At 67.8% G+C, this 25958-nt stretch carries 21 protein-coding genes and 1 riboswitch; of the genes, 11 read left to right on the top strand and 10 right to left on the bottom strand.

Features of this window, described 5'->3' with window-relative positions; all coding sequences use genetic code 11:
• Nucleotides 1–3 precede the first annotated feature (3 nt).
• The 3 genes from ribH to ribD all read right to left on the bottom strand — a co-directional run bounded on the left by ribH (nucleotide 4) and on the right by ribD (nucleotide 2778).
• Complete coding sequence (gene ribH, locus AC0N04_RS15840; protein ID WP_474283220.1) at nucleotides 4–468, bottom strand: 6,7-dimethyl-8-ribityllumazine synthase; 465 nt, start codon at nucleotides 466–468, stop codon at nucleotides 4–6.
• A gap of 18 nt (nucleotides 469–486) precedes the next feature.
• Nucleotides 487–1584, bottom strand: coding sequence for a bifunctional 3,4-dihydroxy-2-butanone-4-phosphate synthase/GTP cyclohydrolase II (gene ribBA, locus AC0N04_RS15835; RefSeq protein ID WP_474283219.1), 1098 nt, complete (start codon nucleotides 1582–1584; stop codon nucleotides 487–489).
• Nucleotides 1585–1665: 81 nt separating this feature from the next.
• Nucleotides 1666–2778, bottom strand: a complete 1113-nt coding sequence (gene ribD / locus AC0N04_RS15830; RefSeq protein WP_474283218.1) for a bifunctional diaminohydroxyphosphoribosylaminopyrimidine deaminase/5-amino-6-(5-phosphoribosylamino)uracil reductase RibD — start codon at nucleotides 2776–2778, stop codon at nucleotides 1666–1668.
• Nucleotides 2779–2984: 206 nt separating this feature from the next.
• On the opposite strand from ribD, the gene AC0N04_RS15825 reads away from it, so the two are divergent.
• The 6 genes from AC0N04_RS15825 to AC0N04_RS15800 all read left to right on the top strand — a co-directional run bounded on the left by AC0N04_RS15825 (nucleotide 2985) and on the right by AC0N04_RS15800 (nucleotide 10050).
• Nucleotides 2985–3536 carry a GspH/FimT family pseudopilin gene (locus tag AC0N04_RS15825; RefSeq protein ID WP_474283217.1) on the top strand — a complete coding sequence of 184 codons (552 nt, stop codon included), beginning with the start codon at nucleotides 2985–2987 and terminating at the stop codon, nucleotides 3534–3536.
• A gap of 86 nt (nucleotides 3537–3622) precedes the next feature.
• Nucleotides 3623–4348, top strand: a complete 726-nt coding sequence (gene pilV / locus AC0N04_RS15820) for a type IV pilus modification protein PilV (RefSeq protein ID WP_474283216.1) — start codon at nucleotides 3623–3625, stop codon at nucleotides 4346–4348.
• The gene (locus AC0N04_RS15815; RefSeq protein WP_474283215.1) at nucleotides 4345–5268 is read left to right on the top strand and encodes a PilW family protein; all 924 of its coding nucleotides are present in this window, start codon (nucleotides 4345–4347) and stop codon (nucleotides 5266–5268) included. The genes pilV and AC0N04_RS15815 overlap by 4 nt, the downstream gene beginning before the upstream one ends.
• A 2-nt stretch (nucleotides 5269–5270) precedes the next feature.
• Complete coding sequence (locus AC0N04_RS15810; protein ID WP_474283214.1) at nucleotides 5271–5807, top strand: pilus assembly PilX family protein; 537 nt, start codon at nucleotides 5271–5273, stop codon at nucleotides 5805–5807.
• A 128-nt stretch (nucleotides 5808–5935) separates the two neighbouring features.
• The gene (locus AC0N04_RS15805; RefSeq protein WP_474283213.1) at nucleotides 5936–9574 is read left to right on the top strand and encodes a pilus assembly protein; all 3639 of its coding nucleotides are present in this window, start codon (nucleotides 5936–5938) and stop codon (nucleotides 9572–9574) included.
• On the top strand, nucleotides 9574–10050 hold the full coding sequence (locus AC0N04_RS15800; protein WP_474283212.1) for a type IV pilin protein: 477 nt from the start codon (nucleotides 9574–9576) through the stop codon (nucleotides 10048–10050). The genes AC0N04_RS15805 and AC0N04_RS15800 overlap by 1 nt, the downstream gene beginning before the upstream one ends.
• 24 nt (nucleotides 10051–10074) lie before the next feature.
• Here AC0N04_RS15800 and nrdR read toward each other — a convergent pair whose 3' ends face one another.
• The 3 genes from nrdR to AC0N04_RS15785 all read right to left on the bottom strand — a co-directional run bounded on the left by nrdR (nucleotide 10075) and on the right by AC0N04_RS15785 (nucleotide 12963).
• Nucleotides 10075–10518, bottom strand: coding sequence for a transcriptional regulator NrdR (gene nrdR, locus AC0N04_RS15795; protein ID WP_474283211.1), 444 nt, complete (start codon nucleotides 10516–10518; stop codon nucleotides 10075–10077).
• Nucleotides 10519–10556: 38 nt separating this feature from the next.
• Nucleotides 10557–11807, bottom strand: a complete 1251-nt coding sequence (gene glyA / locus AC0N04_RS15790) for a serine hydroxymethyltransferase (protein ID WP_474283210.1) — start codon at nucleotides 11805–11807, stop codon at nucleotides 10557–10559.
• A gap of 59 nt (nucleotides 11808–11866) precedes the next feature.
• Nucleotides 11867–12004, bottom strand: a riboswitch (ZMP/ZTP riboswitch).
• Between the two features lie 65 nt (nucleotides 12005–12069).
• On the bottom strand, nucleotides 12070–12963 hold the full coding sequence (locus tag AC0N04_RS15785) for a lytic transglycosylase domain-containing protein (protein ID WP_474283209.1): 894 nt from the start codon (nucleotides 12961–12963) through the stop codon (nucleotides 12070–12072).
• A gap of 302 nt (nucleotides 12964–13265) precedes the next feature.
• Between AC0N04_RS15785 and AC0N04_RS15780 the strand changes: the two genes are divergently transcribed.
• Entirely contained in the window at nucleotides 13266–14816 is a 1551-nt protein-coding gene (locus AC0N04_RS15780; protein ID WP_474283208.1) for a UbiD family decarboxylase, read from the top strand.
• A gap of 286 nt (nucleotides 14817–15102) precedes the next feature.
• Nucleotides 15103–18852, top strand: coding sequence for a DUF748 domain-containing protein (locus tag AC0N04_RS15775; protein ID WP_474283207.1), 3750 nt, complete (start codon nucleotides 15103–15105; stop codon nucleotides 18850–18852).
• A gap of 29 nt (nucleotides 18853–18881) precedes the next feature.
• On the opposite strand, the gene pdxH is transcribed toward AC0N04_RS15775, so the two are convergent.
• Nucleotides 18882–19517 (bottom strand): pyridoxamine 5'-phosphate oxidase, encoded by a 636-nt coding sequence (gene pdxH, locus AC0N04_RS15770; RefSeq protein ID WP_474283206.1) that lies wholly within the window; start codon nucleotides 19515–19517, stop codon nucleotides 18882–18884.
• Between the two features lie 127 nt (nucleotides 19518–19644).
• On the opposite strand from pdxH, the gene AC0N04_RS15765 reads away from it, so the two are divergent.
• The 3 genes from AC0N04_RS15765 (at nucleotide 19645) to eda (ending at nucleotide 22976) form a co-directional block, all read left to right on the top strand.
• Nucleotides 19645–20310: an NTP transferase domain-containing protein gene (locus AC0N04_RS15765; protein WP_474283205.1), complete on the top strand. Its 666-nt coding sequence runs from the start codon at nucleotides 19645–19647 to the stop codon at nucleotides 20308–20310.
• Nucleotides 20311–20414: 104 nt separating this feature from the next.
• On the top strand, nucleotides 20415–22241 hold the full coding sequence (edd, locus tag AC0N04_RS15760) for a phosphogluconate dehydratase (protein ID WP_474283204.1): 1827 nt from the start codon (nucleotides 20415–20417) through the stop codon (nucleotides 22239–22241).
• A gap of 111 nt (nucleotides 22242–22352) precedes the next feature.
• Nucleotides 22353–22976: a bifunctional 4-hydroxy-2-oxoglutarate aldolase/2-dehydro-3-deoxy-phosphogluconate aldolase gene (gene eda / locus AC0N04_RS15755; RefSeq protein ID WP_474283203.1), complete on the top strand. Its 624-nt coding sequence runs from the start codon at nucleotides 22353–22355 to the stop codon at nucleotides 22974–22976.
• Here eda and AC0N04_RS15750 read toward each other — a convergent pair.
• From AC0N04_RS15750 to AC0N04_RS15740, 3 genes are all read right to left on the bottom strand, one after another.
• Complete coding sequence (locus tag AC0N04_RS15750; RefSeq protein WP_474283202.1) at nucleotides 22973–23614, bottom strand: FMN-binding negative transcriptional regulator; 642 nt, start codon at nucleotides 23612–23614, stop codon at nucleotides 22973–22975. The genes eda and AC0N04_RS15750 overlap by 4 nt on opposite strands.
• 147 nt (nucleotides 23615–23761) lie before the next feature.
• Nucleotides 23762–24718 carry an MBL fold metallo-hydrolase gene (locus tag AC0N04_RS15745; RefSeq protein WP_474283201.1) on the bottom strand — a complete coding sequence of 319 codons (957 nt, stop codon included), beginning with the start codon at nucleotides 24716–24718 and terminating at the stop codon, nucleotides 23762–23764.
• Nucleotides 24719–24728: 10 nt separating this feature from the next.
• Nucleotides 24729–25940: a hypothetical protein gene (locus tag AC0N04_RS15740; protein ID WP_474283200.1), complete on the bottom strand. Its 1212-nt coding sequence runs from the start codon at nucleotides 25938–25940 to the stop codon at nucleotides 24729–24731.
• Between the last annotated feature and the right edge of the window lie 18 nt (nucleotides 25941–25958).

The following is a 25958-nucleotide window of genomic DNA, read 5'->3' as shown; positions in this document are numbered from 1 at the left end:
CGGTCACAGCAGGTCGTCCATCAGGTTGGCCATTTCAACCGCCACACGGGCGGCATCGCGGCCCTTTTCGTCAGCCCGGGCGACGGCCTGATCCAGGGTCTCGACCGTCAGGATCGCGTTGGCCACCGGGATCTGGTGGTCCAGCGAGACGCGGCTGACGCCGGCCCCGCTCTCGTTGGCGACCAGCTCGAAGTGGTAGGTTTCGCCGCGGATGATGCAGCCCAGCGCGATCAGCGCATCGTAGTCGTCGCTGTCGGCCATGGCCTTCAGCGCCACCGGCACTTCCAGCGCGCCGGGGACGGTGATCTGCACGATGTGCTTGTCGGTCACCCCGAGCGCGGCCAGTTCGGCCAGGCAGGCTTCGGCGAGCCGGGTGGTGATCGCGTCGTTGAAGCGGGCACGGACGATGCCGATCGACAGGCCCTCGCCTTCGAGCGAGCCGCTCTGGCCCTTGTCAGCGCCTTGCATGGTGGGTTCCTTGGTACATCATTCGGCGGCGATGAAGCCGGTCACTTCCAGCCCGTAGCCGGTCATGCTGGGCATGCGGCGCGGACTGCCCAGCAGTTTCATGCGGGTCACGCCCAGTTCGCGCAGGATCTGCGCGCCGACGCCATAGGTGCGCAGGTCCACCGCCGGCCGCACGGCCGGGGCCTGGCTGCCGGGCAGCAGGTGGGCCAGCATCGCATCGGCGCTTTCCGAACTGCAGTTCAGCAGCACCGCCACGCCGCGGCCCGCACGTTGCAGCGCGCCCAGTGCCGCCGGCAACGGCCACGAGTGGCTGTTGGCGCCGCCGGCATCGAGCAGGTCCAGCACCGAAAGCGGTTCGTGCACGCGCACCAGCACCTCGTCGGCCGGGGTCCACTGGCCGACCGTCAACGCGAGATGCACGCCACCCGAGCGGTCGCGGAACGCCAGGGCTTCGAAGCGGCCCTGGGCCGTCTGCAGGGTCCTCTGGCCGACGCGGCTGACCAGCGATTCGTTGCGGCTGCGATAGGTGATCAAGTCGGCGATCGTGCCGATCTTCAGGCCATGCTGCCGCGCGAAGATCTCGAGGTCGGGCAGGCGGGCCATGCTGCCGTCGTCGTTCATAATCTCGCAGATCACGGAGGTCGGGCTCAGCCCGGCCATGCCGGCCAGATCGCAGCCGGCCTCGGTATGGCCCGCGCGCATCAGCACGCCGCCGTCCTGCGCCTGCAGCGGGAAGATGTGGCCGGGCTGGACCAGATCGGCGGCCGTGGCCTCGCGGGCGACGGCCGCTTGCACGGTGCGCGCCCGGTCGGCTGCGGAGATGCCGGTGGTGACGCCCTGCGCCGCCTCGATGCTGACCGTGAAGGCGGTGCCGTGCGACGCGCCGTTGCGGGCGGCCATCGGCGGCAGGCGCAGCCGCTCGCAGCGCTCGCGGGTCAGGGTCAGGCAGATCAGGCCACGGCCATAACGGGCCATGAAGTTGATCGCTTCGGGGGTCACGTGGTCGGCGGCGAGGACCAGATCGCCTTCGTTCTCGCGATCTTCTTCGTCAACCAGGATGACCATGCGGCCGGCTGCCAGTTCGGCAACCAACTCGGGAACAGGTGAAATGGGCATCCCGCGATTGTAGGCGGGCACCGGTCGGGCCGGGGCTGCAGACCAGGGGCGGGCGAACAGCGCGCGAGCCGATGTCCGTCCTCAGCGCCGCCCGGCGCGAAGCAGGCATCGCAGGTCGTCACCGACCCGGTCAGCGGCATGAAACTCGAAGCGGATCGCCTTGTCCAGCGTCGCCAGCGCGGGCAGCTCGGCCAAGCCGCGGCCCGGGCCGATCAGCAGCGGGGCGGTGTACAGCAGCAATTCGTCCACCAGGCCTTGGCGCAGCAGCGAGCCGTTGAGCCGCTCGCCCGCTTCGACGTGCAGTTCGTTGACACCCCGGTCGGCCAGATCGACCAGCACCTGTACCAGATCCACGCGTCCCTCCGCGTCGGGCAGGCAGCAGACGTCGGCGCCGCGGGCCTGCAGTGCCGCCATGCGCCCCGGCGGCGGCGCGGCGGCGTAGAACCGCAGCGGCGCGTCGGCGACCTCGAACAGGCGCGCGCCGGGCGGCGTATCCAGCCGGGCGTCGACGATCGCGCGCAGCGGCTGCCGAGCCGTCGGCACCAGGCGCACGTCCAGTCGCGGGTCGTCCGCCAACACGGTGCCGACGCCGCTCAGCAGCGCGCCGGCACGCTTGCGCCAGCGATGGCCGTCGGTGCGCGCGGGTTCGCCGGTGATCCACTGGCTGCTGCCGTCGGTCAGCGCAGTTCGGCCATCGAGCGAGGCGGCCATCTTCATCCGCACCCAGGGGCGGCGGCGCTGCATGCGCGAGAAAAATCCGATATTGAGGTCGCGTGAGGCCTGGGCGAATTCCGGCGCCGCCCAATCGGCCGCGATGCCGGCCGCCCGTAGGCGGGCCATGCCCTGGCCGTTCACGAGCGGGTTGGGGTCGCCCACGGCCACCACCACCCGTCCGACGCCGGCAGCCACCAGGGCGTCGCAGCAGGGCGGGGTGCGGCCGTGGTGGGAGCAGGGTTCCAACGTGACATAGACCGTCGCGCCGCGCACGTCGGCGCCGCGTTGCTGAGCATCTCGCAGCGCCATGATCTCGGCATGGGCCGAGCCTGCCGCCTGCGTGTGACCGTGACCCAGCACGGTCTGCCCGTCGGCGGTGGTGATGACGCAGCCCACCCGCGGATTGGGGTCGGACAGGCCGATGGCTTCCTCGGCCAGCGCCAGGGCGCGGCGCAGGGGGGCTTCGTCGAAGGCGGACATGGTGGCGCGGGACAGGGGGTGGCTTCAGTGTACGGGGCCGCCGTCCCCACTTCTGGGGGAGCGACAGCGGACGCTCGCGCGCCGAACAATGTCCAACAGCAGTTCCAAGCGCGGCGGCTCGCGATCCGCAGTCAGGGTGGGATGTTTGCCGCAGATTTGTGTGCCGCCACCGCGGTAGCGGACCGGCACGGAAGTGGGAGAGTCCGATGCGCCCTGGTTCCGCCGGCTGTCGCCGCGGCTTCACCGTGATTGAACTGCTGACGGTGCTGGCCGTGATGGCCGTCCTGACGGCTATCGCGCTGCCGCAGATGGCCACCGTGACGAACCGCGCTGTGGTGGCGGCGTCGATTTCATCGCTGGCCGGCGCGCTGCGCCTGGCACGCTCGGAAGCCGTCAAGCGCGGCGAACACGTCACCGTCTGCGCTCGTGATCCGGCCTCGGGCGATCAGGACACGAACTGCGCTTCCGCCGGCAAGGACTGGAGTGCCGGATGGCTGGTGTTTGTCGACCGGAGCCAGCGCGGCCGCCTGGACCCGGACGATGTGTTGCTGGCGTTGTACCGGCCTGAGCGGCGATCCCTGCAGGTGGTTGCGACCGTGCGGTACCTGAGCTTTGAAGGCACCGGCATCTCGCTCAACGCGGCGTCTCATTTCGACTTTCTTCCCGAAGGCCAGCCGCTGCCGGGGGCGCGACGGGCCTGCATCAACAAGCCCGGCCGGCTGCGGGTGCTGGACGACGTGCAGGCCTGCGCCAGTTGATCCACCGATCCGTACCGCGGGCGTTGTCCTGGGCGGCCTTTGTCGCGGCGAAGGGCTTCGGAAGGTCTTGGCAAGAAGGGATTCGAATGAGCATCTCGGCAGTGTTTTCAGGCAGCATCGGGACCCGATTCGGCGAGCTGGGAACCCGGTCGATCGAGCGGCGTTCTGGCTGGCCGCCGTGCGGGCGCTACCACAGGTGCCCGACCCAGGCCGCCGGCTCAGGGTGCCAGCACGGCACGTCGCTGATCGAAGTGCTGGTGGCGGTGCTGATCGTCTCGCTGGGCGTGATCGCCATGGCCGGCGCCATGGTGGCGTCGGGTCGGCTCGGCAAGGCGAGCGAATACCGCGCCGCGGCCAGTCTCCTGACGGCGGATATCGCCGATCGCATCGCCGCGAATCTGTGTGCCATGCCAGGGCGCTGCGCCAACGGGCCGCCGGCGGGGGCGCCGTCAAGCTACGACCAGACGACCGCTTTTTTGGTGCCCGCGCCCGCCCCCGTTCCGGCGGGCGCCGAGCCGCCGTGTGCGCTGGCCACCCGATGCACGCCGACCGAGATGGCCGCGATCGATCTGGCCCAGTGGAACCGCGCGGTTCATGACGCGGTACCGAATGGCATGGGCTACGTGCGGTACGACCCGATCGGCAACGCCATCGACCTCTGGGTCGCCTGGTTGGATCCCGCGGCCTTGTCCACGTCTGATTTCGACCGGATCGAGGATACCAACAACGCCACCGGCCGGGCGCGCTGTCCGCCCGGCTTCGCCGGTGCGGCGCCGCAGCCTCGCTGTACCTACCTCCGGGTGGCGCTGTGATCGGGGCCGGGAGGAAAGTCAGATCGCGCGCTCGCGGGGGGCGGTGGGATGCCGGCCTGCGCGGCTTCTCGCTGGTTGAGTTGATGGTGGCCATTGCCGTCGGCTTGATGGTGGTGGGCGCGCTGCTGTCGGCGTACTACGCCACCACGGTCAGCCATCGGCAGGGCCAGGCGTTGACTCAGATGAGCGACGATGCCCACGCCGCGCTGGCCCTGCTGCGTGTCAATCTGGTGCAAGTCGGCTATGGCCGTCCCACCGGGGTCGATGCGGCCACAGGCAAGTTCGCGAAAAGCTACCCGGGAACCGGAGCCGGCACCCCCGGGCTGGTGGGGTGCGACAGCGCCTTCGCCGATCCGGGCCAGCCCATTTACAGCCTGACTTGCAGCGGCGCCGGTCGAGACGCGGTGGCCGTGGCCTACGAGGTCGATGGCGACAACGACCTCGTGTCGGCAGCGGGCGTGCCGCTCGATTGTCTCGGCAATGGTCTGGCGCCGACCGGGCCGTACTACCTCGACTACAACGTCTTCTACCTCGATAAGCCTGCCGGCGCGACGCACACGGCGTTGTTCTGCAAGGGAGCCGGGGCTGCGGCCGCCCAGACCTTGGTCGAGAACATCGAGGACCTGCAGATCCAGTACGGCGTAGCAGCCGACGTGGCGCCGGTCGGGCAACCCGGTCAGGCCGCGTATTACGCGACCGCGACCGCGATCCGCGCGAGCGGCATCACGAGTTTTGACGCAGTGGTGTCGGTGCGCCTGTGCGTCGTGGTGGCCAGCGCCAACGCGGTGATGGAGCGGGTCGCCGGTGCCTGGCCGTCCTACCGGGACTGCTCCGGGGCGGCGAGGGTACCGGCTGACGGCCGCATGTACCGGGCGTTCATGTCGACCGTGGTGCTGCAGAACCGACTGGGGGTGCTCTGATCATGAAGCCATCTCGCGGCCCGTCGTTCCGGCGCACGACGCTCGCATGCCAGCGGGGGGTGACGTTGATCGTGGCGTTGATCATGCTCGTCGTCATCGGCCTGGCTTCGGCTTCGCTGATGCGCAGTTCGTTGACCTCCGACCTGGTGGCCAACAACGCGCGGCTGCAGACGCTGGCCTGGCAGGCGGCTCAGGTCGGGTTGCGCTATTGCGAGCAGCAGATAGGCCCGAATCCGCCCCGTCCACCGACGCTGGTGCCGCAGCCGCCACAGGCCGCGAGTGCACCACAGGCCTGGCAGGTCGCCACCAATTGGGCGGGCCCTGCGGTGGTGACCGTTCCCGCCGCGGCCATGGGATCGGCGATCACGCCGCTGTCGTTCGCGACCTTGCCGCAATGCATGGCCGAGTATTCCAACGACCCCGCTTTGGCTGCGACTGTCGTGGTGACGGCCAGGGGCTTCAGCCCCGACTACGCCGCGGGCACCAACGGCCAGACCGTCAGCGGCTCGGTCGTGTGGTTGCAGTCGCTGAACCGCTGATCACACCTTGAGCGAGGACTGCCATGCATCCTATCGAACCCCTCCATGCTGCGTCTCCATCTTGGCGGTCGATAGGTCGATGCGGGCTAGGGGGCGCGCTGGCGAGTCTGGCGGGCCTGGCCACGACCTTGATCGCGCAGGCCGCCGAACCGTTCCAGGCGCCGCTGGCCCATCGATCGGCGCCGCCACCGCAGCCCAACGTGATGGTGACCCTCGACGATTCAGGCTCGATGACCTTCGACTTTCTTCCGGAAGAGACGTTCGTCCAGAACGGCGCCTCCATCTTGCTCGGCAACGACGCCTCCGCGCTTTGCCGCCGACCGCAAGGCACCGCCAAATGCATCAACGGTGGCTGGCCCAACGACCCGCGGCGCCTTGCCAACGGGGCCTGGAACTATCAGACGGGGACAGTGACCGCGACCCGGCTCAACCCGCCCGTCTACCAGATGCAGTTCCGCTCCCCGGATGTGAATCCGCTGTACTACAACCCCGATGTTCTGTACCGGCCTTGGGTCGATCCGGTGGCGACGTCGGATTGGCAGAACCCGCGGCGCTTTCCCAATGCCGCGCCCGCCGCCGCGAAGTGGGATCCGATCTTGCCGAGCAGCCCGTCGACGTTCGACCTCACCACCACTCAGACCCTCGGCGGAACCGATTGGTGCACGACGCCCGATGACACGGGGTGCAGCCATCCAGCGACCGGCCTGGCGTTTGCGCCGGGCTTGGTCTATCGGCTCAAGACCGCGTCGTCCGACCCGACGCGGAGCACCTCGTACGACGCCTATGACGTCAACGATCCTGCCGCGTATCCGACCCGATGGCGCCACGCTGCCGCGCGCGTCGACTGTCCGGTCGGGCAGGGGTGTACCCAGGCCCAAGAACAGCAGAACTTCGCCAACTGGTTCACTTATTACCGGATGCGGGAGTCGATGGTCAAAGGGGGACTGGGCGAGATCGTCGCGGATCGCGTGAACACCTTGCGCTTGGGCTTCGGCGAATTCAACCAAGGCGCAGTCCGGCTCGGCAAGGTGGTCCAGGACGGTATGTCGCCGTTGACCGCCGACGCTGTGAAGGCGCTGTTGTCGCACGTGTATGCGATCCGGTCGTTCGGCGGTACGCCGACGCGCAAGTCACTTCTGGAGGTGGGCCGGTATTTTTCGGGCGATGCCGCCGATGGCTTCGGAAGCGGTGCCACCAGCCCGTGGAACGCCAGCCCGGGTCAGCTCGACCCGACTCCGCTGACGTGTCGCCGCTCGGTCAACCTGTTGCTGACCGATGGCTATTACAACGACGCGGATGATCAGGTGACCACGGTCCTGCATGGGGTCGGGTTCGATTTCCCGACCATGAGCGCCAGCCTGGATCAGTCGGATGGCGCGCCCAACGGGTGGGTGGGCAGCACCGACAACCCGAACGCCTACTCGCCAGATCATTACGTCGCGAAGCGTCCATTCGTCGATGCCGTGCCTGCCCCCGCCTCGCTGGCCAACGTTGCCACACTGCTGTTTGCCAATGACCTGCAACGGGGCATGGACAACAAGGTGCCGCCGATCGACGGCGATCTGGCCTACTGGCAGCACCTGACCCAGGTCATGATCGGCCTGGGTGTCCACGGGACCCTGGATGCGAGTTCCGCGGCCTCCCGGGCCGCCGTCTTGCAGGCCATCACCAGCGGATCGCAGTCATGGCCCGCGCCGACGGCGAGCGAAGCGGCGAAGATCGACGACATGTGGCACGCCGCAGTCAACTCGGGTGGCGATTTCTACTCGATCCGCAACGTCGGCGAACTCAGCGCGGCGTTGACCGACGCCTTCGGCAAGGCATCGGGCGTCACGGCCAGGGAGGCGGGGGTGGCCACGACGTCGACCGTGCTGCGGTCCGGCAGTCTGAAGTTGGTGCCCAGCTATCAGTCGGTCACATGGCGCGGCGACCTGACGGCCTACACACTGGACGGCAACGGTGCCGTGTCCAGCGGCGGCACGCCGGTGTGGGTGGCCAGTGCGGAGATGCCCGCCTGGGACCGCCGCAATCTCTTCACCTGGGATGGCACCAGGGCCCGTCCCTTCACCTGGGACGCGATGGGCAGCATCAACCAAGGCACCCTCAGCGCCAGTGTGAGCGGCCTGGCCACGGGCCAGACGCTGACCGATTTCATCCGGGGAGACGCTGGCAACGAGGGCCTGGGGTTGGCGCATCGCAGCCGCGGGGGCCAGATCCTCGGTGATTTCGTCGACGCGGCACCGGTGCTCGTGAAGGACCTGATCGATCTCAATTACGACGCGATCCGCGCCGACTACCGCCAGTATGTGAGCCTGAAGAAGGTTCGCACAGCGGGGGTGGTCTTCCTGGGCGGCAACGCCGGCATCCTGGAGGCATTCGACGCTTCCACGGGGGCCGAGGTCTACGGCTACCTGCCGCAAGCCGGGCTCGCGAACCTGAACCTTGTCGGGCAGAAGAACTACGGCACGACCCGCAACTACCACCGCTTCTTCGTGGACGGCCCGCTCGTTGAAACGGACGCCTATATCGCCACCCCCGGCAACGCAGCCGCCTGGGCGAACGTGGTGGTGGGCAGCATGGGAGCGGGAGGCAAGGCTTTCTTCGCACTCCACGTGCCCACCGCCAATCCGACCGCGCTGGACGCCAACACGTTGATGTGGGAGCGCCACAGCGCGGACGATCCTGACATCGGCAACATCCTGGGTCCGATCGCGGTCGGAAAGGTCAAAGGCGGCGACTGGGAGGCCTTCGTTGGCAACGGCATCTACAGCGCGTCAGGCACGGCGACGCTGATGGTGGTGAATCTGGCCACGGGGCAGGTCGATGCGAAGCTGACGGTTCCGGGCGGAGTTAACAACGGCTTGATGGGTGTGAGCCTGCTGCGGGACGAAGCCACCCGGGAAGTCGTGGCGGCCTTTGCCGGCGACTTGAACGGCAACCTCTGGCGATTCGATTTTGAAGGCGGCGCGCCGGCCAACTGGAAGCTGGGCTTCAGCGGCCAACCACTGTTCACCGCAGCGGTGTCGGGCATCGGCCAGCCGATCACGGGCGCGCCCGCGTTCGTCAGTCACCCGACAGGCCTGGGGCGGGTGGTGCTCTTCGGCACCGGCCGGCTGGTGGATGAGAACGATGGCGACGACGGTCACCTGCAGACCTTCTACGGCGTGTGGGACAAGACGGCCAGCGGTGCGTCGTCCGCCACGGCGGACAGTCCATTCCGGGGCGGTGGCGACGAGCGAGCGGCGCTGCAGGCGCAACTGGCCTCCGCCACGCCGGTCTACGATCCGACCGACGTCCGGCAGGCGTCTGCTTATTTCACCGTCACGACGCTGCCCGTGGACTGGAGTCGCCAACTCGGCTGGTACATGGACTTGCCGTTTGCGAGGCAGCGCGTTCTCCAGCCGGCACTTGTGGTGGCGCGCAACTACGTGTTCATCCAGACGTTGCTGCCGGCGGGCTCCGCGCCGGTGTGCGATGTCAGCAAAGGGGTTGGCTACAACTACCTGCTGGCGGCCGCAGACGGCGCCGCCATCGCGGATCCGATCTACGACACCAATGCCGATGGTCGCGTCGATGGCAAGGATGTCGCGGCCGCCGGCTACCAGACCGAAGCCGATGGCGTCGACCAGATCCTGATCGATCCGACCGATCCGAGCCATCTGGTGGATGAGGATACCCATGGCAGCCGCCAGATAAAACTCCCCCGGCAGGGCTTGATCTTCAAGGACCGGATATGGCGCCAGATCGTCAACCCGCCCATCCCATGATGGGGATCTCCATCATGTGGCCGGGGTCGGTATCGGCACGGCGCCGCGGCCGCTCGCGTGGTCTTCGGACCTGGGTCGCCGGGTTCACCCTCATCGAGGTGATGGTCGCCGTGACCATCGTGGGCATTCTGGCTGCACTGGCCTACCCGGTGTACACACAGCAGGTGCTGCGTGGCAAACGGGCAGACGCCCAGACCGGACTGCTCCAGGCGGCACAGTACTTGCAGCGCTACTACACCGCGCAGGACAGCTTCTTGGGGGCGGAGACCGCGCTGGATCAGTCCGGTCTTGCCGCCGTGACCAGTTCCGGTCGCGAGACCTACGCGATTGCAGCCGTGATCACGAATGCAGGCCGGAGCTTCACATTGACGGCCACCCCGGTCGGCTTTGCCGATGCCGCCTGTGGCAAGTTCACGTTGACCGACACCGGGCAGAAGGGCGTGTCGGCCGGCACGGTGGCCGATTGCTGGCACTGAGTCCGGTCACGCCACTCAGGCAGTTCAGATTTCCTTGATCAGCCGGCTGAACTCGTCGACGTCCTCGAAGCTTCGGTAGACCGACGCGAAACGCACATAGGCCACCTTGTCCAGGCGCTTGAGTTCGCGCATCACCAGCTCGCCGATGCGCGTCGATGGCACCTCGCGCAGACCGGTGGCCAGCAGCTTGTCCTGGATGCGCTCGATGGCCGCGTCGACCTGCTCAATGCTCACCTGGCGCTTGCGCAGCGCCAGGGTCATCGAAGCGCGCAGCTTGGCCGGGTCGAACTCCACCCGCGCCCCGCTGCGCTTGACGATCGCCGGCAGCGCGATCTCGGCCCGCTCGTACGTGGTGAAGCGCTTCTCGCACTTGTGGCAGCGCCGCCGGCGGCGCACCACGTCACCCTCGTCGGACTCGCGGGTCTCGACGACCTGGGTGTCATCGTGGCTGCAGTAGGGGCAGCGCATGGCGTGGGTGAGATGGGTGCGCGATCAGCGGCGGGTGCTCAGCGGTAGACCGGGAAGTCGCGCGTCAGCGTGGCCACCTTCTCGCGCACCCGGGCGATGTTGGCCTCGTCGTGCGGGTTGTCCAGCACGTCGGCGATCAGGTGCGCGGTCTGGCGCGCCTGCTCTTCGGTGAAGCCGCGGGTGGTCATCGCCGGGGTGCCCAGGCGGATGCCGCTGGTCACCATGGGCTTTTGCGGATCGTTCGGAATGCCGTTCTTGTTGCAGGTCATGTGGGCCGCGCCCAGGATGGCCTCGGCCTCCTTGCCGGTCAGGCCCTTGGGGCGCAGGTCCACCAGCATCACATGGCTTTCGGTGCGGCCGCTGACGATGCGCAGGCCGCGCTCGGTCAGGGTCCGGGCCAGCACCTCGGCGTTCTTGACGACCTGCTGCTGGTACGCCTTGAACTCGGGCGACAGCGCCTCCTTGAAGGCCACCGCCTTGCCAGCGATGACATGCATCAGCGGGCCGCCCTGGATGCCGGGGAAGATCGCACTGTTGATCTTCTTGGCCACCTCTTCGCCGCGCATCAGGATGATGCCGCCGCGTGGGCCGCGCAGGCTCTTGTGGGTGGTCGAGGTGACCACGTCGGCGTGCGGCACCGGGTTGGGGTAGACGCCCGCGGCCACCAGGCCGGCGTAGTGCGCCATGTCGACCATGAAGTAGGCGCCGACCGCCCTGGCCACCTTGGCGAAGCGCTCGAAGTCGATGCGCAGCGCGTAGGCCGAGGCGCCGGCGATGATCAGCTTGGGCTTGTGCTCGTGGGCCAGGCGCTCCATCGCGTCGTAGTCGATGGCCTCGCTGGCGTCCAGGCCGTAGCTCACCACCTTGAACCACTTGCCGCTCATGTTCAGCGGCATGCCGTGCGTCAGGTGACCGCCCTCGGCCAGGCTCATGCCCATGATGGTGTCGCCGGGCTGCAGCAGGCCGAAGAACACGGCCTGGTTGGCCTGCGAGCCCGAGTTCGGTTGCACGTTGGCGTACTCGGCGCCGAAGAGTTGCTTGACCCGGTCAATCGCCAGTTGCTCGACCACGTCGACGTTCTCGCAACCGCCGTAGTAGCGCTTGCCGGGATAGCCCTCGGCGTACTTGTTGGTGAGCTGGCTGCCTTGCGCCGCCATCACCGCCGGCGAGGTGTAGTTCTCGGAGGCGATCAGCTCGATGTGCTCTTCCTGGCGCTGGTTCTCGGCCTGGATGGCGGCAAAGATCTCGGGGTCGACGTTGGCGATCGTCGATTGGGTGCGGTCGAACATGAGAATTCCTTCAAGTCGGGGCGGATTCACGCTGCGGCTTCCGGTCGGTGATCCGGAAGCGAGCTTGCCCAGGCGAACGGCTTTGAAAGGCAGAGAACTCTGCCTCCGCGCTTCCCGGTGGTGATCCACCTCGCAACACGCCAGCACGACCCCGACGAGGCCGCTGACGCGCCCTATCGCCAGTCGCGCGTGGCCGTAAGTGTAGCCCGGCCAGGGCAGCGGAGCGTCGGCCGGGGGCGATCGGCGCGCACTGGCACCCAGGTCAGGGGGCCAACGCGACTTGCTCCCGCTGGGGCGGGGGTGTCAAGACGCCGGGCGCCGCCGACGGAGAGGGCAAGGGTTCGGAGGCCGCGATCGAACGGAGGGGCGCGCTGGCCGCCGGCGTTGCTGCGGCAACCACGTTGGCCACCGACACCGGCACGTTTTGCCCCGCCGCCACCTGGATCAGGTGCCGCTGTTCGGCCAACACCTTGCTTGCATAGCCGCCGTCGTCTTCCAGATTCGCCGCACCGACGTAATAGCGCAGTCCCGCTTCCAGGCTGCCGGCGCGACTGATGCATTCCTTCAGGACCAGGACGCCCACATGCAGGTTGCTCACCGGATCGAAGGCCGCGAGATTCCCGCCGAAGGCGGCGTATTTGTCATTGTGGATGCGGGTCATCACCTGCATCAGGCCCTGGGCACCCACCGGACTCTGGGCAAACGGGTTGAAGCTCGACTCGATCGCCATGATGGCCAAGATCAAGGTCGGCTCCAGTCCGGCACGCTTGCCCACATTCCAGCTCTCCTGCACCAGACGGGCAACCGGTTCCGGTGCCACCCGGTAGCGGCGGGCCAGCCAACTGGCCACCGCCGCCTGTTGGTGGCTCAACGATGCCGGATCGGTCGCCATGGCATGCACCAGGTTGGCCGTCTCCGCGTCGTCAGGCAGACCGGTCAGTGCCGCGTCGTCGGGGTGCACGCCGTGGCGCTGCTCGAGCCAACCCAGCGCCTGGCGCTCCATGCTGTCGCGAAGGTCGGCGCGGCCGAACGCAAACAGGGCTGCGGCAATCACCAGCAGGCCCAGCAAGGCCAGCATGTTGTGGCTGACTTCCAGCAGGCCATGTCCGACGTCGCGCAGGAAGATGCTCGCGCTGCGGCGTCCTGCGTCGGTCATGCTCTGTAACCAGTGGGGTCCAGTCATGTCCATCCTTTATTTCGGGCCACCTCCCGTCGCAAAGGTCCCGCGGGCTCTGGGCCGGCGCCGGGGCGAGGGTGGTGATAATCGGTTGCCGTGTGGGTGATCGGTGCGGCTGGGCACGCGGGATTCACGGCAGATGCGGGCAGGTCCCCCTGTCACGGCGCCTTGCAATTTCTGAGTGGCGCGGGTAAACCCGTAATCGAAACTTCGGGCGAATTGTAGAAAGGCTCGAAATAACCAGTCAACCCTGATTAATTCAAAAAACATAACAAAAAAATATGAAATACCGTGATCTTCGTGACTTTTGCCAGGCGCTGGAGCGGCAAGGAGAGCTTCGGCGGATCGCAGATCCTGTATCGGCGCGCCTTGAGATGACAGCGCTCGCCGACCGCGTGCTCCGGGCCGAGGGGCCCGCGTTGTGGTTCGAAAACACAATTGGTTACAAAACGCCGGTGCTGGCCAACCTGTTTGGCACGCCACGTCGGGTGGCGTTGGGGATGGGAGCGCAAGATCTGGCGGGACTGCGGGAGGTGGGGCGATTGCTTGCCGCCTTGAAAGAGCCCGATCCGCCCAAGTCTCTGCGCGAGGCGGGCAAGCTGTGGGACATGGCTCGGGCTGTCTGGGACATGAAACCGACGCGGGTGAGTACTCCGCTCTGCCAGGAAGTCGTGCTGGACGGCGATCAGGTCGACCTCGGCCAATGGCCGGTCCAGACCTGCTGGCCCGGCGACGCCGGACCGCTCATCACCTGGGGGCTGGTGGTCACGCGAGGTCCCCGGAATGTCCCTCGCCCTCGTTTGCGGCAGAACCTGGGCATCTACCGGCAACAGGTAATCGGGCGCAATGAAGTCATCATGCGCTGGCTCGCCCATCGTGGCGGCGCGCTTGATTTCCGCGAGTTCGCGCGGGTCAATCCAGGCCAACCGTTCCCGATCGCCGTGGCGTTGGGCGCCGACCCGGCCACCATGCTGGGGGCGGTGACGCCCGTTCCCGACAGTCTGAGCGAATACCAGTTCGCCGGACTGTTGCGAGGCGGACGCACCGAGGTCGCCGACAGTTCAGTCGGCGAGGGCGATCTGCTGCTGCAGGTGCCGGCGCGTGCGGAAATGGTTCTGGAGGGGCACGTGCCTCCCGCTGCCGCGGGCTTCGCGGGCCGCAGCGAGCACGGTGTTCCCACCAAGGAAATCAACGGCTATCTGCACGCGCTGGAAGGGCCCTATGGCGATCACACCGGCTACTACAACGAGCAGGACTGGTTCCCGGTGTTTCGCATTGACCGGCTCACGCATCGGCGGGACCCTGTGTACCACACCACCTACACCGGCAAGCCGCCGGACGAACCGGCCGTGCTGGGGCTGGCGCTGAACGAGGTCTTTGTACCGTTGCTGCAAAAGCAGTTTCCCGAGATCACCGATTTCTATTTGCCGCCGGAAGGCTGCAGCTACCGCATGGCGGTCATCTCCATTCGCAAGAGCTATCCAGGGCATGCCAAGCGCGTGATGTTCGGCGTGTGGAGTTTCCTTCGCCAGTTCATGTACACCAAATTCATTGTCGTGACCGATGACGATGTGAACATTCGTGACTGGAAGGAGGTGGTGTGGGCGATCACCACCCGGATGGACCCCGTGCGTGACGTCACGTTGGTCGAATCGACGCCGATCGACTATCTTGATTTCGCTTCCCCGGTCAGCGGCTTGGGCGGCAAGATGGGCCTGGACGCCACAAACAAGTGGCCGGGTGAAACCACGCGTGAGTGGGGGCGTGTGATCGCGATGGATGCCGAGGTCGAGGCCCGCATGAAGGCGCTTTACGAACGCCTGTTGACTTGAACCGGGACAAAGTCCTTGCGTTCAGGCGCGGTTGGGCCTAATCTTCAGTTGCCTCTTCACTGAGGTAACACCCCAGACGCAATTCCAGCGTCTACGGAGCCCCGGCCCCTTTAACGCCGGATCTCCACCGGGCAGTGAAACTGCCCACAAGCCCCTCGGGCCGTCAACGGTTCGGGGGGCTTCGTCGTTCTGAAGAGGTGTCTGGCCTGCGCCCAAGGCCGACGCGCTTCCTCCCGACTGCGGCGTCATGGCGCCTGCTGCTGTACTTCTCTCATAGGGCAACGACATGGCCTGGACCCCCGACTGGCAACGCGCTCGGCGTCTTGCGCTCCGTGTGCTGGTGGCACTGAGCCTGCTTGTTTTTCTGGCATGGCTGGGTTTGCCTCCGCTGGTGCGAGGGATCGCCCAAACCGAGCTGAGCAAGGTCCTGGGTCGATCGGTCCGGGTGGGCAGCGTCCGGGTCAATCCACTGACGTTGACGCTGTCGGTCGACGGCTTGCAGGTCGCGGCGGCCCAAGCGGGTCAGTCGCCTGCGCTGGACGTGGCGCAACTCGAGGCCAGCGTGTCGGCCAGTTCGATCTGGCACGGCGCGCCGGTGATCGACAAGCTCCGGATTGACGCGCCTCATCTGCGTGTCACCCGGCTCGCGCCGGGGCACTACGACTTCGACGACGTCCTGGCCCATCTGCAGGCTGCCAGGACCGCGCCAGCGGAACCTGCGACCGGGCCTGCCCGCCTGGCGCTGTACAACCTGTTGGTGACGCGGGGGGCGCTGGATGTCGATGACCGGCCTGCGCAACGACAGCACCATCTGAAGGACCTGAGGCTCGGTCTGCCCTTCCTGTCGACGCTGAACGACCGCGCGGTCAACATCACGGTCGAGCCGCGACTCTCCTTCCAACTCGATGGCGCGATGTTCGATACCGGCGCTCAGGCGACGCCTTTCTCACGCGACCATTCCGCCAAGCTGGCATTGCGCAGTGGCGGCATCGCCCTCGAAGACTGGCTGCCCTACCTGCCGGCGCAGTTGCCGGTGCGACCCACGGCCGGCAAGCTCAGCGCCGATCTTCGGCTTCAGTTCGCCGCACCTCCGGGTCAGGCCCCGACCGTGATCCTGCAGGGCGATCTGAGTGCCAATGGGCTTCGTTTGGCGGACCGAGCCGGGGCCGAGTTGGCCGCGCTGGACTTGATCGAGGTGCATCTTGACGATGTCCAGCCGTTGCGACGTCAGGTCTCCCTCGGCGCGATCCGATTGAATGGCGCCACCCTGAACCTCTCGCGCGATGCTCAAGGTCGGTTGAACTGGCTGAAGACGCTGCAGGACGCGCCCGCGACCGCTGCGCCCGACGTGGCCGGGCCGCCAGCCCCGCCAGCCCCGGCGGCATCGGGGCAGGGCACGGGTTGGCATCTTCGTGCCGGGCGTCTCGACGCGAAGCGCGTGGCGCTGAACTGGCGTGACGACGCCCCGCGCCCCGGCGCGACCCTGCTGTTGCGTGACGGGGCGATGCAGGCGTTCGACCTGTCCTGGCCGCTGTCGCCCAAGGTCGCGGCCCACGGCTTGCTGGATGCGACCTTGGTGGTGCCCGGCCGCCAAGCGATGGCCGCCGGGCGCGCGGCCTCGCCGTCGAAGGAGGAGGCGGGGGGCGAGACCCTGGCACCGGGCCGACTGCATCTCGAAGCTCGCTTGGATGCCCGGGGCGGTGATGCCAAAGGGGAACTGGCCGGCTGCGACTTGGCAGGCTTCTCGCCTTATTTGCGCGACTACGTCCGCCCACGTGTCGAGGGGCAACTGTCGATGGCATTGGCGGCCCGCTGGTCCGGCACGCCAGGCGACAGCCTGCCGGCGCTGACGCTGCCCAGCCTGCGCCTGGAGCGGGTGCGCATCGTCGACCCGAACGGACGCAAGGGGGGGCCGCTGGCGCAATGGCAATCGCTCGCGCTGAGCGACGGCGTGCTGGATCTGAAGGCGCGTGAACTGACGTTGGGGCGTCTGGCATGGCTCCAGCCCCGGTTTGCGATGGCCCGTGACGCGGCTGGGGTACTGAACCTGCAACAGTGGCTGGCGACCCCTGCCGCGAGCACACCCGTTCGATCAAAGGGCTCGGCGTCCGATCCGCCATGGCATCTTCAACTCAACGAGGCCGACGTGTCTGGCGGCCAAGTCCAGTGGCATGACGAAGCCACCGGCGGCGCACCGGTGACGATGGGCCTGATGAATGTGAAGTTCGCTGCGCGCGATCTGCGATGGCCCGCTGCCGCCAAGGCGATGGTGGCGGTGAACGCCAGTGCAACCCTTGGGCTGCCCGGTACCGCCAAACAGCCTAAGGGCCGGCTCGACTGGCGCGGACAGGTCGGATTGCAGCCCCTGGCCTGGCGTGGTCGGGCCCAGGCCGAGCGCTTTCCGGTGCATCTGCTTGCGCCGTACTTCGAGCATCGCCTGCCCTGGGTGCTGCAACACGCGACGGCGGACTGGCGTGGCGACGTGGCTGGGCAACTGACTGCAAAGGGGTTGCGATTGGGGATCAAAGGCGCGGCGCGTCTGAACGATCTGCAAGTCAATGCCAAGGCTGGTGACGCAGGCCCAGGCGATCCCTTGCTGAGTTGGCAGGCGCTGGCGCTTGACGGTGTGCAGGTCGACCTGGCGCCGGGCGAGCGGCCGCGGGTGGCCATGGCGCAGGCAACGCTGGCCGATTTCTATGCGGCGCTGCTGATCACCGAGCAGGGCCGGTTCAACCTCAACGATCTGGCCGCCGTGCAGGCTGCCGAGCCCGCGTCGTCCGCACCAAGCGTTGCCTCAGCAGCCTCAAGCACGGCGGCGACGGTCACCGCCATGCACGATGGTTTGCCGCTGGATCTGACGGTGGGGGGTGTCAAATTGCTCAACGGCAAGGTTGACTTCGCCGACCATTTCATCCGGCCGCACTACAGCGCGGCGGTGACCGAACTCAACGGCACCTTGGGCGGGTTCCGGTCGGGTTCCGCCGACATGGCTGCGCTCGACCTGAGTGGCAAGGTCGCCGGAACCGCACAGTTGGCCGTGCACGGCGCGCTGAATCCGACGGCCCATCCCCTGGCGCTGGACATTCAGGCGAAGGCCAGCGATCTCGACCTGTCGCCACTGTCTCCATATTCCGGCAAATATGCCGGTTACGCGATCGAGCGCGGCAAGCTGACGATGGACGTGCATTACAAGATCCAGCCCGACGGCAAGCTCGACGCGAGCAACAAGATCGTTCTGAACCAGTTGACCTTCGGTGATCCGGTCGCCAGCCCGGATGCGACCCACCTGCCGGTGCGCTTGGCGGTGTCCCTGCTGAAGGACCGCAACGGCGTGATCGACCTGAACCTGCCGATCGGCGGCTCGATCAACGATCCACAGTTCAGCGTGGGGCGCTTGATCATCAAGGTCATCGTCAACCTGCTGACCAAGGCACTGACGTCCCCCTTCTCCCTGCTATCGGGGGGCGGCAGCGACAACCTGAGTGTCGTGCCCTTCGAGCCCGGGACCGCCGTGCCGACGGCCACCTCCCCGGCCGTGCTCGACAAGGTCGCCCAGGCCCTGGCGGACCGCCCGGCCTTGCAATTGACCCTGAACGGGACGGCCGACGCCACCACCGAACACGACGCCTTGCAGGCAGCACAACTGCAGGTCCGACTGCTGGCTCAGCAGCGCAAGGTCTTGCAGCGCAGCGGGACGCCGACCGATACGCCAGCGCCGCCCCTGACGCCCGAGGAGCGGTTGCGCTTGCTCAAGCAGGTCTATTCGGACACCAAGTTGCCGGCCAAGCCGCGCAACATGCTGGGGCTTGCGAAGGACATTGCGCCGTCCGAAATGGAAGCGCTGCTGAAAGCGAACATCAAGGTGACGCCCGATGAAGTTCGAGATCTGGCGCAGCGGCGAGCGCTGGTGGTGCGCGACGCGCTGCTGGCACGCGGCCTGACCAACGACCGTCTGTTCCTGGCTGCTCCCAAGACCCAGGCCGGCAGCGCGGCGGGGTGGACGCCCGGCGTCGATTTATCGCTGTCGACGCGCTGAGCGTCTGCGGCGCCATGCCCGCGGCAGGCTCAGGGCGCCAGCCGCTCTCGCACCCAGGCACCGCCGTCCCAGCGGTAGCGCAGGCGGTCGTGCAGGCGCGATTTGCGGCCTTGCCAGAACTCCCACGTGTCGGGAAGCAGGCGAAAGCCGCCCCAGTGCGGCGGCCGCGGCGGGTTCAAGCCATGTTGGGCTGCCGCGCGGGCGGCGTTCGCCACCAGGGTGGCGCGCGAACCGATCACCTGGCTCTGCGGCGAGGCCCAAGCCCCCAGGCGTGAATCCAGCGGGCGGGAATGAAAGTAGGCGTCCGACTCGGCCGCCGACACCTTTTCCACCGTGCCTTCGATGCGCACCACCCGTTCCATCTCGACCCAGTGGAACTGCAGTGCCGCGTACGGGTGCACCGCCAACTCGCGTCCCTTGCGACTGTCGTAGTTGGTGTACCAGACGATGCCCGCCGCATCGAAGGACTTGATCAGCACCACCCGGGTCGACGGACGCCCGTCGGCTCCGACGGTGGCCACCGTCATGGCGTTGGGCTCGGGCACGCCGGCCTTGAGCGCGTCCTTCAGCCACGTTTCGAATTGCAGCAAGGGCGCGGCCGCAGCCGACGTCTCATCGAGTTCATCCCGTTCGTAGCTCTTGCGCAGTGCCGTCAAATCGTTCATGGCGCGAGTTTATGCCCGCCCCGTACGGGGTGGCAGCGGCCTGGTACCGGCCAGCCTAGGGCAAGGCCCTAGGTGAACGTACGACTGGAATCGGGCAGCACCTGCCCTGATTCTCGTGGTCAGGCCCATGCGGGTTCTCGATCCAGATGTCCGGAAAGCAGAAGTGCAGACCTTGAAGCCCCATCCCGTGGTGATCGTGCTGGATACCGGTACGGTGCTCCGCCGGCAGCCTGGGCGCTCGGACGCGGCGGCTGCGGGCGACAGCCATCATCTGTTGCTGCACACGGTTCGCCAGGTGATCGACAGCGGCTTGCCGATGCTCGTGGTCACCCCGCCAGACCGGGTCGACGACATGACGCGGCTGGTGGCCCGCCGCGACGTGCTGGTCGCGACCCCGTCGTCTGCAGGAGGCCGGGGGGCGGGCGTCAATCGCGCCATTGCCGCGGCGGTCGGGGCGCGGGCCTCTGCGGCCGGCTGGCTGCTCCTGCCGGCCGGCATGGCCCTGGTGCGTCCATCGTCGCTGCAACGGGTCGCCGCCGCGCTCGCCGAGCACCCGCTGGTCTATGCCCAGCACGGCGGGCGGCGCGGGCAGCCGGTGGGCTACGGTCCCGAGCTCTATTCCGAGTTGATCGACCTCGCCGGTGACGATGCCGCCCTGCGCCTGCTGACCCGGTATCCGGCGTTGGGCATCGAGGTCGACGATCCCGGTGTGTTGATGTCGATCGCCACCGAGCAAGCGCTGCTTGTCGCACGGGATCGCCTGCGGCTTCGCGCCGGACAGGCGGCCGACTAGCCTGCGGTCTGGCCTGCGAAGCGTCACCATGCCGCGCGGCATGGGTTTGACGATGTAATCAAGTTACCTGATAATGAAGGTGTTGGTTACAGATTCGGAACACGATGAGCAGCTTGCATCCCGTCCTCGCCGCGGTCACCGCGCGCATCCGTGGTCGCAGCGAAGGCACCCGGTCGGCGTACCTGGCACAGGTCGAGGCGATGCGCCGCCGGCCACGCGGCGTGGACCGCATGGGCTGCGCCAACGTGGCGCATGCCTTTGCCGCGTTACCCGCTTCGGACAAGTTCCGCGTGGTGACGGAAAAGGCGCCCAACATCGGCATCGTCACGGCCTACAACGACATGCTGTCGGCGCATCAGCCGTACGAGGGCTATCCTGCGCTGATCCGTGACGCCGCCTTGAAACTCGGCGTGACGGCCCAGGTGGCGGGGGGGGTGCCGGCGATGTGCGACGGTGTCACTCAGGGCTACCCCGGAATGGAGTTGAGCCTGTTCTCCCGCGACACCATCGCGATGGGGACGGCGATCGCGCTGTCGCACGACATGTTCGACGCGGTGCTGCTGCTGGGCATCTGCGACAAGATCGTCCCCGGGCTGTTGATCGGCGCCTTGCATTTCGGGCATTTGCCCTGCGTCTTCGTGCCTGCCGGCCCGATGCCGTCGGGCCTGTCGAACAGCGACAAGGCCAAGGTGCGGGAACAGGCCGCCCAGGGCCAGGTCGGTCGCGATGCCTTGTTGGCCGCCGAACAAGCCGCGTACCACAGCCCCGGCACCTGCACGTTCTACGGCACGGCGAACTCGAATCAGATGCTGCTGGAGGCGATGGGCCTGCATCTGCCAGGCGCGGCCTTCGAGCCTCCGCACACGCCGTTGCGACAAGCCCTGACTCGCGAGGCGGTGAACACGGTGCTCAGTCTGCGGCCCGGCCAGCGGGACCTCCCGATCGGTCACCTGGTGGATGAGCGCTGTATCGTCAACGCGATGGCCGCGCTGTTGGCCACCGGCGGCTCCACCAACCATTTGATCCACTGGGTCGCAGTCGCACGCGCCGCCGGCATCGTGATCGACTGGACCGATTTCGCGGACCTGTCGGCCGTGGTGCCGCTGCTGGCCCGGGTCTATCCCAACGGCTCGGCCGATGTGAACCAGTTCCAGGCGGCGGGGGGCCCGGGCTTCGTGATCCGCGAGTTGCTGGATGCCGGCCTGATGCACGAGGATGTGCCGGCGGTTGCCCAGGGCGGGCTGCGGTCGCAGACCCAGGTCCCGGTGCTGGCAGCGGACGGGCGGCCCCGTTGGCAAGCCGCGCCGGCGCACAGCGCGGATCCGCAGGTGCTGCGCGGCGCCGGTGCACCGTTCTCGGCCACTGGCGGCCTGCGGCTGCTGACCGGCAACCTCGGTCGCTCGGTGATCAAGGTGTCGGCTGTGCCTGCCGATCGGCAGGTGATCGAGGCGCCGGCCGTCGTGTTCGACAGCCAGGAAGCCTTGCATGAAGCCTTTCGCGCCGGTGCCCTGGATCGCGATCTGGTGGCCGTGGTGCGATTTCAGGGGCCGCAGGCCAATGGCATGCCGGAGCTCCACAAACTCACCCCGCCGCTGGCCGTTCTCCAGGGCAAGGGCTTCCGGGTCGCGTTGGTCACCGATGGCCGGATGAGCGGCGCGTCGGGCAAGGTGCCGGCCGCGATCCACGTCAGCCCGGAGGCACTCGCCGGTGGGCCGCTGTCCAAGGTCCGCGACGGCGACCTGATCCGGCTCGATGCAGATCAGGGCACGCTGGAGGCGCTGGTGCCGGCCGACGAGTGGGAAGCACGCACCCCGGCTTCGCGCGACGCGGCGCACGCGGCGGACAGCGCCCACGGCTTGGGTCGCGAGCTCTTCGCCGGCCTGCGCCGGCACGTCAACAGCGCCGAGGAAGGCGCCTGCACCTGGCTGTGAGCGTTGCCAAGCGCCGCCGATGCCAGTGGCGGCCCGTCGACAGGCGGGCCGCAGCCACCGTTTTTCGTCCGAGTGTCCCGATCCCGCATTGAGCAGAGAGTCCGATCACCCATGAACACCCTAGAACTTGCTTCCCACGGCCCGGTGATCCCGGTGATCGTGATCGATCGGCTGGAAGATGCCGTGCCCTTGGCCCGGGCGCTGGTCGACGGCGGCGTGAACGTGCTGGAGGTGACCTTGCGCACGCCGGTGGCGTTGCAGGCGATCGAGGCGATGGTGGCCGCGGTGCCGGCGGCGATCGTCGGCGCGGGCACGATCCGCAGTGCCGCCGATGCCCGCGCCGCGAAAGCGGCCGGGGCGGTGTTCGGGGTCAGCCCGGGCTACACCGCGGCGGTCGGCGCGGCCTGCCGCGACCTGGGCCTGCCCCTGCTGCCCGGCGTGGCGACGGCTGGTGAAGTCATGGCCGCCCAGGCCGACGGGCTGGATTTCCTGAAGTTCTTCCCGGCCACCGCAGCCGGCGGCATCCCACTGCTCAAGGCCTTGGCCGGTCCGTTTCCGGACGTCGTGTTCTGTCCCACCGGCGGCATCACGCTGGCGTCGGCACCCGAGTTCCTGGCCCTGCCCAACGTGAGGGTGTGCGGCGGTTCCTGGCTGACGCCAGCCGACGCGGTGCGCGACGGCGATTGGCCGCGCATCACCCAACTGGCTCGGCAGGCCGCCGCGCTGCGGGTCTAGCTCTGGCGGGGCGCCACCCGCTCGGCCATCCAGGTGGCCGCATCACGCCCTGGATCCGCCATCAAACCCTGGGCGACCCCTTCCCGGTCAACCGCCAGGCGGTTCTGGCTCATTTTCCATTTACCCTCCAGGCGGCTGACCCGCAGCTCGATGCCGACGATCGCCCCGAGCATGCTGGCGATGTAGTCCTCGGGGGCGTCGCTCACCGCCCAGGGCCGGGGCCGTCCGGCCTCGTGCCGTCGCGTCAGCGTCGAGACGAAGTCCAGCAGCCAGGCAGGGTCGTCGATGGCCCGCAAGGTGCCATGGGCGTGGACCACCGCGTAATTCCAGGTCGGCACGACCTTGCCGGTGCGGGCCTTGGTCTCATACCACGACGGCGTGACATAGGCCTGAGGGCCTTGGAACACGGCCAGCACGCTGCGTCCGGTGGCTTGCTGCCACAACGGATTGGCGCGGGCCACGTGGCCTCGCAGGACCCCGCCCGGACCTTGTGCATCGGCTTGCCACAGCAGCGGCAGGTGGTCCGCGTCGAGGGCGCCGTCGGGCCCGGTGCGCACCAGGGTCGCCAGTGGAAAGTCCGCCATCAACGCCGCCAGCGCCACGGGGTCTTGTTCGATGAAGGCTTCGGGTTGGTACATCGTCTCACGCCTCGTCGCGTTGGCGGGTGTCCGGGCCCGGTGCCACAGCGGGTCGCAAAGGCTGCGGCCGGTGACCGGAGGCAAGAGGAGCAAGCATGCGCTCGGACAGGGGGAGCTCCAAGGGGAGGGTGGCCGCACGCTCGGTGTTTACGGCAGGCTGCTGCGGTCCAGCCAGATGCCGATCCCCTGCGCGTTCAGTTCGATGTCCAAGGCCAGGATCTGCGCGATGGCCTGGTCACTCAGGCGGCAGCCAAAAGCGCGGAGCCGCTCGACGTACAGCCCGCGCAGCGCGTCGCACAAGGCGACATGGCGCGCAGGGGCGGCGGCCAGCGAGCGGGCCAGCGCGACCGTGTCGTCCAGCAGCGCCAGCAGATGCCTGCCCAACAAAGCCACGTCGCCCAGACGGTTGTAGTGGGTCAGGTAGACCCACCGAGGCTCGCGGTCCAGCAGCCGCAGCACCGACTTGCGCAATGCCTCGGGTTCGAACTGCACCGGGGTCGAGGTCGGGAAGATCCAGGCCCGGCCGTCGACATCGAATTCGCGATACGACAAGCCGAAGGTGTCGCCGGTGAACCAGCCGCGGGTGACCGGGTCCCAGACGGCGTGATGATGGCGCGCGTGTCCGGGTGTGTCGATCAGTTCCAGCGTTCGCCCGCCCAGCACCACGAGCTGGCCATCGTGGCTGCTGACCACCCGCTCTGCCGGCACGCCGACCAATTCGCCATACGAGCGCTGCATCTCTTCGGCGCCATAGACGGCGAGCGCGCCCTGGTACAACGCACGGGGGTCGATCATGTGCCGTGCGCCACGGGGATGCACCAGCACCCTGGCTTCTGGCAAGGCCTGCATCAGATGCCCCACGCCGCCAGCGTGATCCAGGTGGACGTGGGTGGGAATCACCCATTCCACTGCCGACGGGGTCAGACCCGCGGCGGCGAGCGCGGCCAGCAGGCGCGGCACGGCGAAGCCGGTGCCGGTGTCGACGAAGGCGGCGCGGCCTCGATCGACGATCAGGTAGGCCGCGTCGAAACGAGGGCGTTGAAACCCGGTGTCGACGGCAAAGATGCCGCCGCCGAGGTCATCGACGAAATCCGGCAGTGCCATGCGCCGCGAGTTACTGCTGGTTGGCCTGGATGGCCCACAGCCGGGCCACGTCGGCGGCACCGTCGCTGCCCTGGACGCTGCGCAGCACCTGCTGCGCCTTGGCCTTGTTCTTGCCCGTTTGCAACAATGCACGACCCAGCATCAGCCGCGCATCTTCGGGATGCTTCAGCTGACCCTTGGCAAGGCCTTGCTCGATCAGCGCCACACCCTTGTCGGCCTGGCCCATCGAGGCAAGCTCGCTGCCGAGTTGCACCAGATCGTTGCCGTCCGGCGCCGCGGTGGCCGCGGCGATGTCCTTGGCCATGGACGCGGCGGTCTGGGCTTCCTGCCGCTCGGCCAGCGCCTGCAGGCGCTTGTGGCGGGCCGCCTCGGGTCCGGTGCCCAGCACGCCAGCGGCAAACCCCTTGTCGACCACACGCTTGCCTTCGGCGGCGTAGCCGGCCTGCAGGGCGAGCTGCGCCATCTCCATGTAGTCCTGGGTCGTGTTGAGGTTGCCGGTGGCCAGTTTCAGGCGCATCACGTCGAGCGCGAAGCGATCGGAAAAACCGGGCTTGCGGGGCAACCGGTCGAGTGCCGCTGCCCAGTATTCCTTCTTGCCGTAATCGGCCACCAGCTTTTCAAGGGTGACCCCCTGGCCCGCCATGTTGTGCATGCGCTGCTGGGCGTCGGCGAGGCGCAGCAGGTCCCCCTCGTCCGGACGGCGACCTGCCTTTTCGGCGTTCGACACCGCTGCTGCGGCATCGCGGGCAATCGCGCTGTAGTCGCCGCTCTGCCCTTGAAGGTAGCTTTGCAGTTGCTTGAGCTGGGCACTGTTGTCGCCCAGCGATTCGGCCTTCTGCACCCATTGGGTCGCGCGTGCGTTGTCCCTGAGCTGCGAATAGCCGTAGGCGATCGACTCGGCCACCTGGGCTTGTTCACCGGCCGGCAGATGCCCTGAGTTGAAGGCGGATTCGAACGAATGGACCGCCAGGGCCGTGTCGCCGGCACGCTGCGCCGCGGCGCCGCGCATGCGGTCGATCATCAACTGCTCTTGAGCGGTCTTGCCGGCCACGGCGTCGGCGTCACGAATCTTGGCCAAGGCTTCTTTGGCCCGCCCGGCCCGCAGCAGTTCGCTGGCTTGCTGCAGCGGTTTGCCAACGTCGGCGCGAACGCTCTGGGCGTGGACGGATGCCAGGCAGCCGGCGGTCAACAGGGCAGCGGTGAGAACTCGCAAGGATGTCATGGTGGGAAGGGAAATGAG

This window comes from Ideonella sp. sgz306126, from assembly GCF_056032705.1.
Note: the sequence above shows the minus strand (reverse complement) of the source record. Positions and strands in the feature narration are given on the sequence as shown.

Bases quoted from the DNA above. Each gene is read 5' to 3' on its own strand.
- glyA (WP_474283210.1), bottom strand. From the start codon at position 11,807: ATGTTCGACCGCACCCAATCGACGATCGCCAACGTCGACCCCGAGATC.
- AC0N04_RS15775 (WP_474283207.1), top strand. From the start codon at position 15,103: ATGGCCTGGACCCCCGACTGGCAACGCGCTCGGCGTCTTGCGCTCCGT.
- AC0N04_RS15785 (WP_474283209.1), bottom strand. From the start codon at position 12,963: ATGACCGACGCAGGACGCCGCAGCGCGAGCATCTTCCTGCGCGACGTC.
- AC0N04_RS15745 (WP_474283201.1), bottom strand. From the start codon at position 24,718: ATGGCACTGCCGGATTTCGTCGATGACCTCGGCGGCGGCATCTTTGCC.
- pdxH (WP_474283206.1), bottom strand. From the start codon at position 19,517: ATGAACGATTTGACGGCACTGCGCAAGAGCTACGAACGGGATGAACTC.
- eda (WP_474283203.1), top strand. From the start codon at position 22,353: ATGAACACCCTAGAACTTGCTTCCCACGGCCCGGTGATCCCGGTGATC.
- AC0N04_RS15825 (WP_474283217.1), top strand. From the start codon at position 2,985: ATGCGCCCTGGTTCCGCCGGCTGTCGCCGCGGCTTCACCGTGATTGAA.
- AC0N04_RS15780 (WP_474283208.1), top strand. From the start codon at position 13,266: ATGAAATACCGTGATCTTCGTGACTTTTGCCAGGCGCTGGAGCGGCAA.
- ribH (WP_474283220.1), bottom strand. From the start codon at position 468: ATGCAAGGCGCTGACAAGGGCCAGAGCGGCTCGCTCGAAGGCGAGGGC.
- nrdR (WP_474283211.1), bottom strand. From the start codon at position 10,518: ATGCGCTGCCCCTACTGCAGCCACGATGACACCCAGGTCGTCGAGACC.
- AC0N04_RS15800 (WP_474283212.1), top strand. From the start codon at position 9,574: ATGGGGATCTCCATCATGTGGCCGGGGTCGGTATCGGCACGGCGCCGC.
- ribBA (WP_474283219.1), bottom strand. From the start codon at position 1,584: ATGCCCATTTCACCTGTTCCCGAGTTGGTTGCCGAACTGGCAGCCGGC.
- ribD (WP_474283218.1), bottom strand. From the start codon at position 2,778: ATGTCCGCCTTCGACGAAGCCCCCCTGCGCCGCGCCCTGGCGCTGGCC.
- AC0N04_RS15765 (WP_474283205.1), top strand. From the start codon at position 19,645: ATGCGGGTTCTCGATCCAGATGTCCGGAAAGCAGAAGTGCAGACCTTG.
- pilV (WP_474283216.1), top strand. From the start codon at position 3,623: ATGAGCATCTCGGCAGTGTTTTCAGGCAGCATCGGGACCCGATTCGGC.
- edd (WP_474283204.1), top strand. From the start codon at position 20,415: ATGAGCAGCTTGCATCCCGTCCTCGCCGCGGTCACCGCGCGCATCCGT.
- AC0N04_RS15750 (WP_474283202.1), bottom strand. From the start codon at position 23,614: ATGTACCAACCCGAAGCCTTCATCGAACAAGACCCCGTGGCGCTGGCG.
- AC0N04_RS15810 (WP_474283214.1), top strand. From the start codon at position 5,271: ATGAAGCCATCTCGCGGCCCGTCGTTCCGGCGCACGACGCTCGCATGC.
- AC0N04_RS15740 (WP_474283200.1), bottom strand. From the start codon at position 25,940: ATGACATCCTTGCGAGTTCTCACCGCTGCCCTGTTGACCGCCGGCTGC.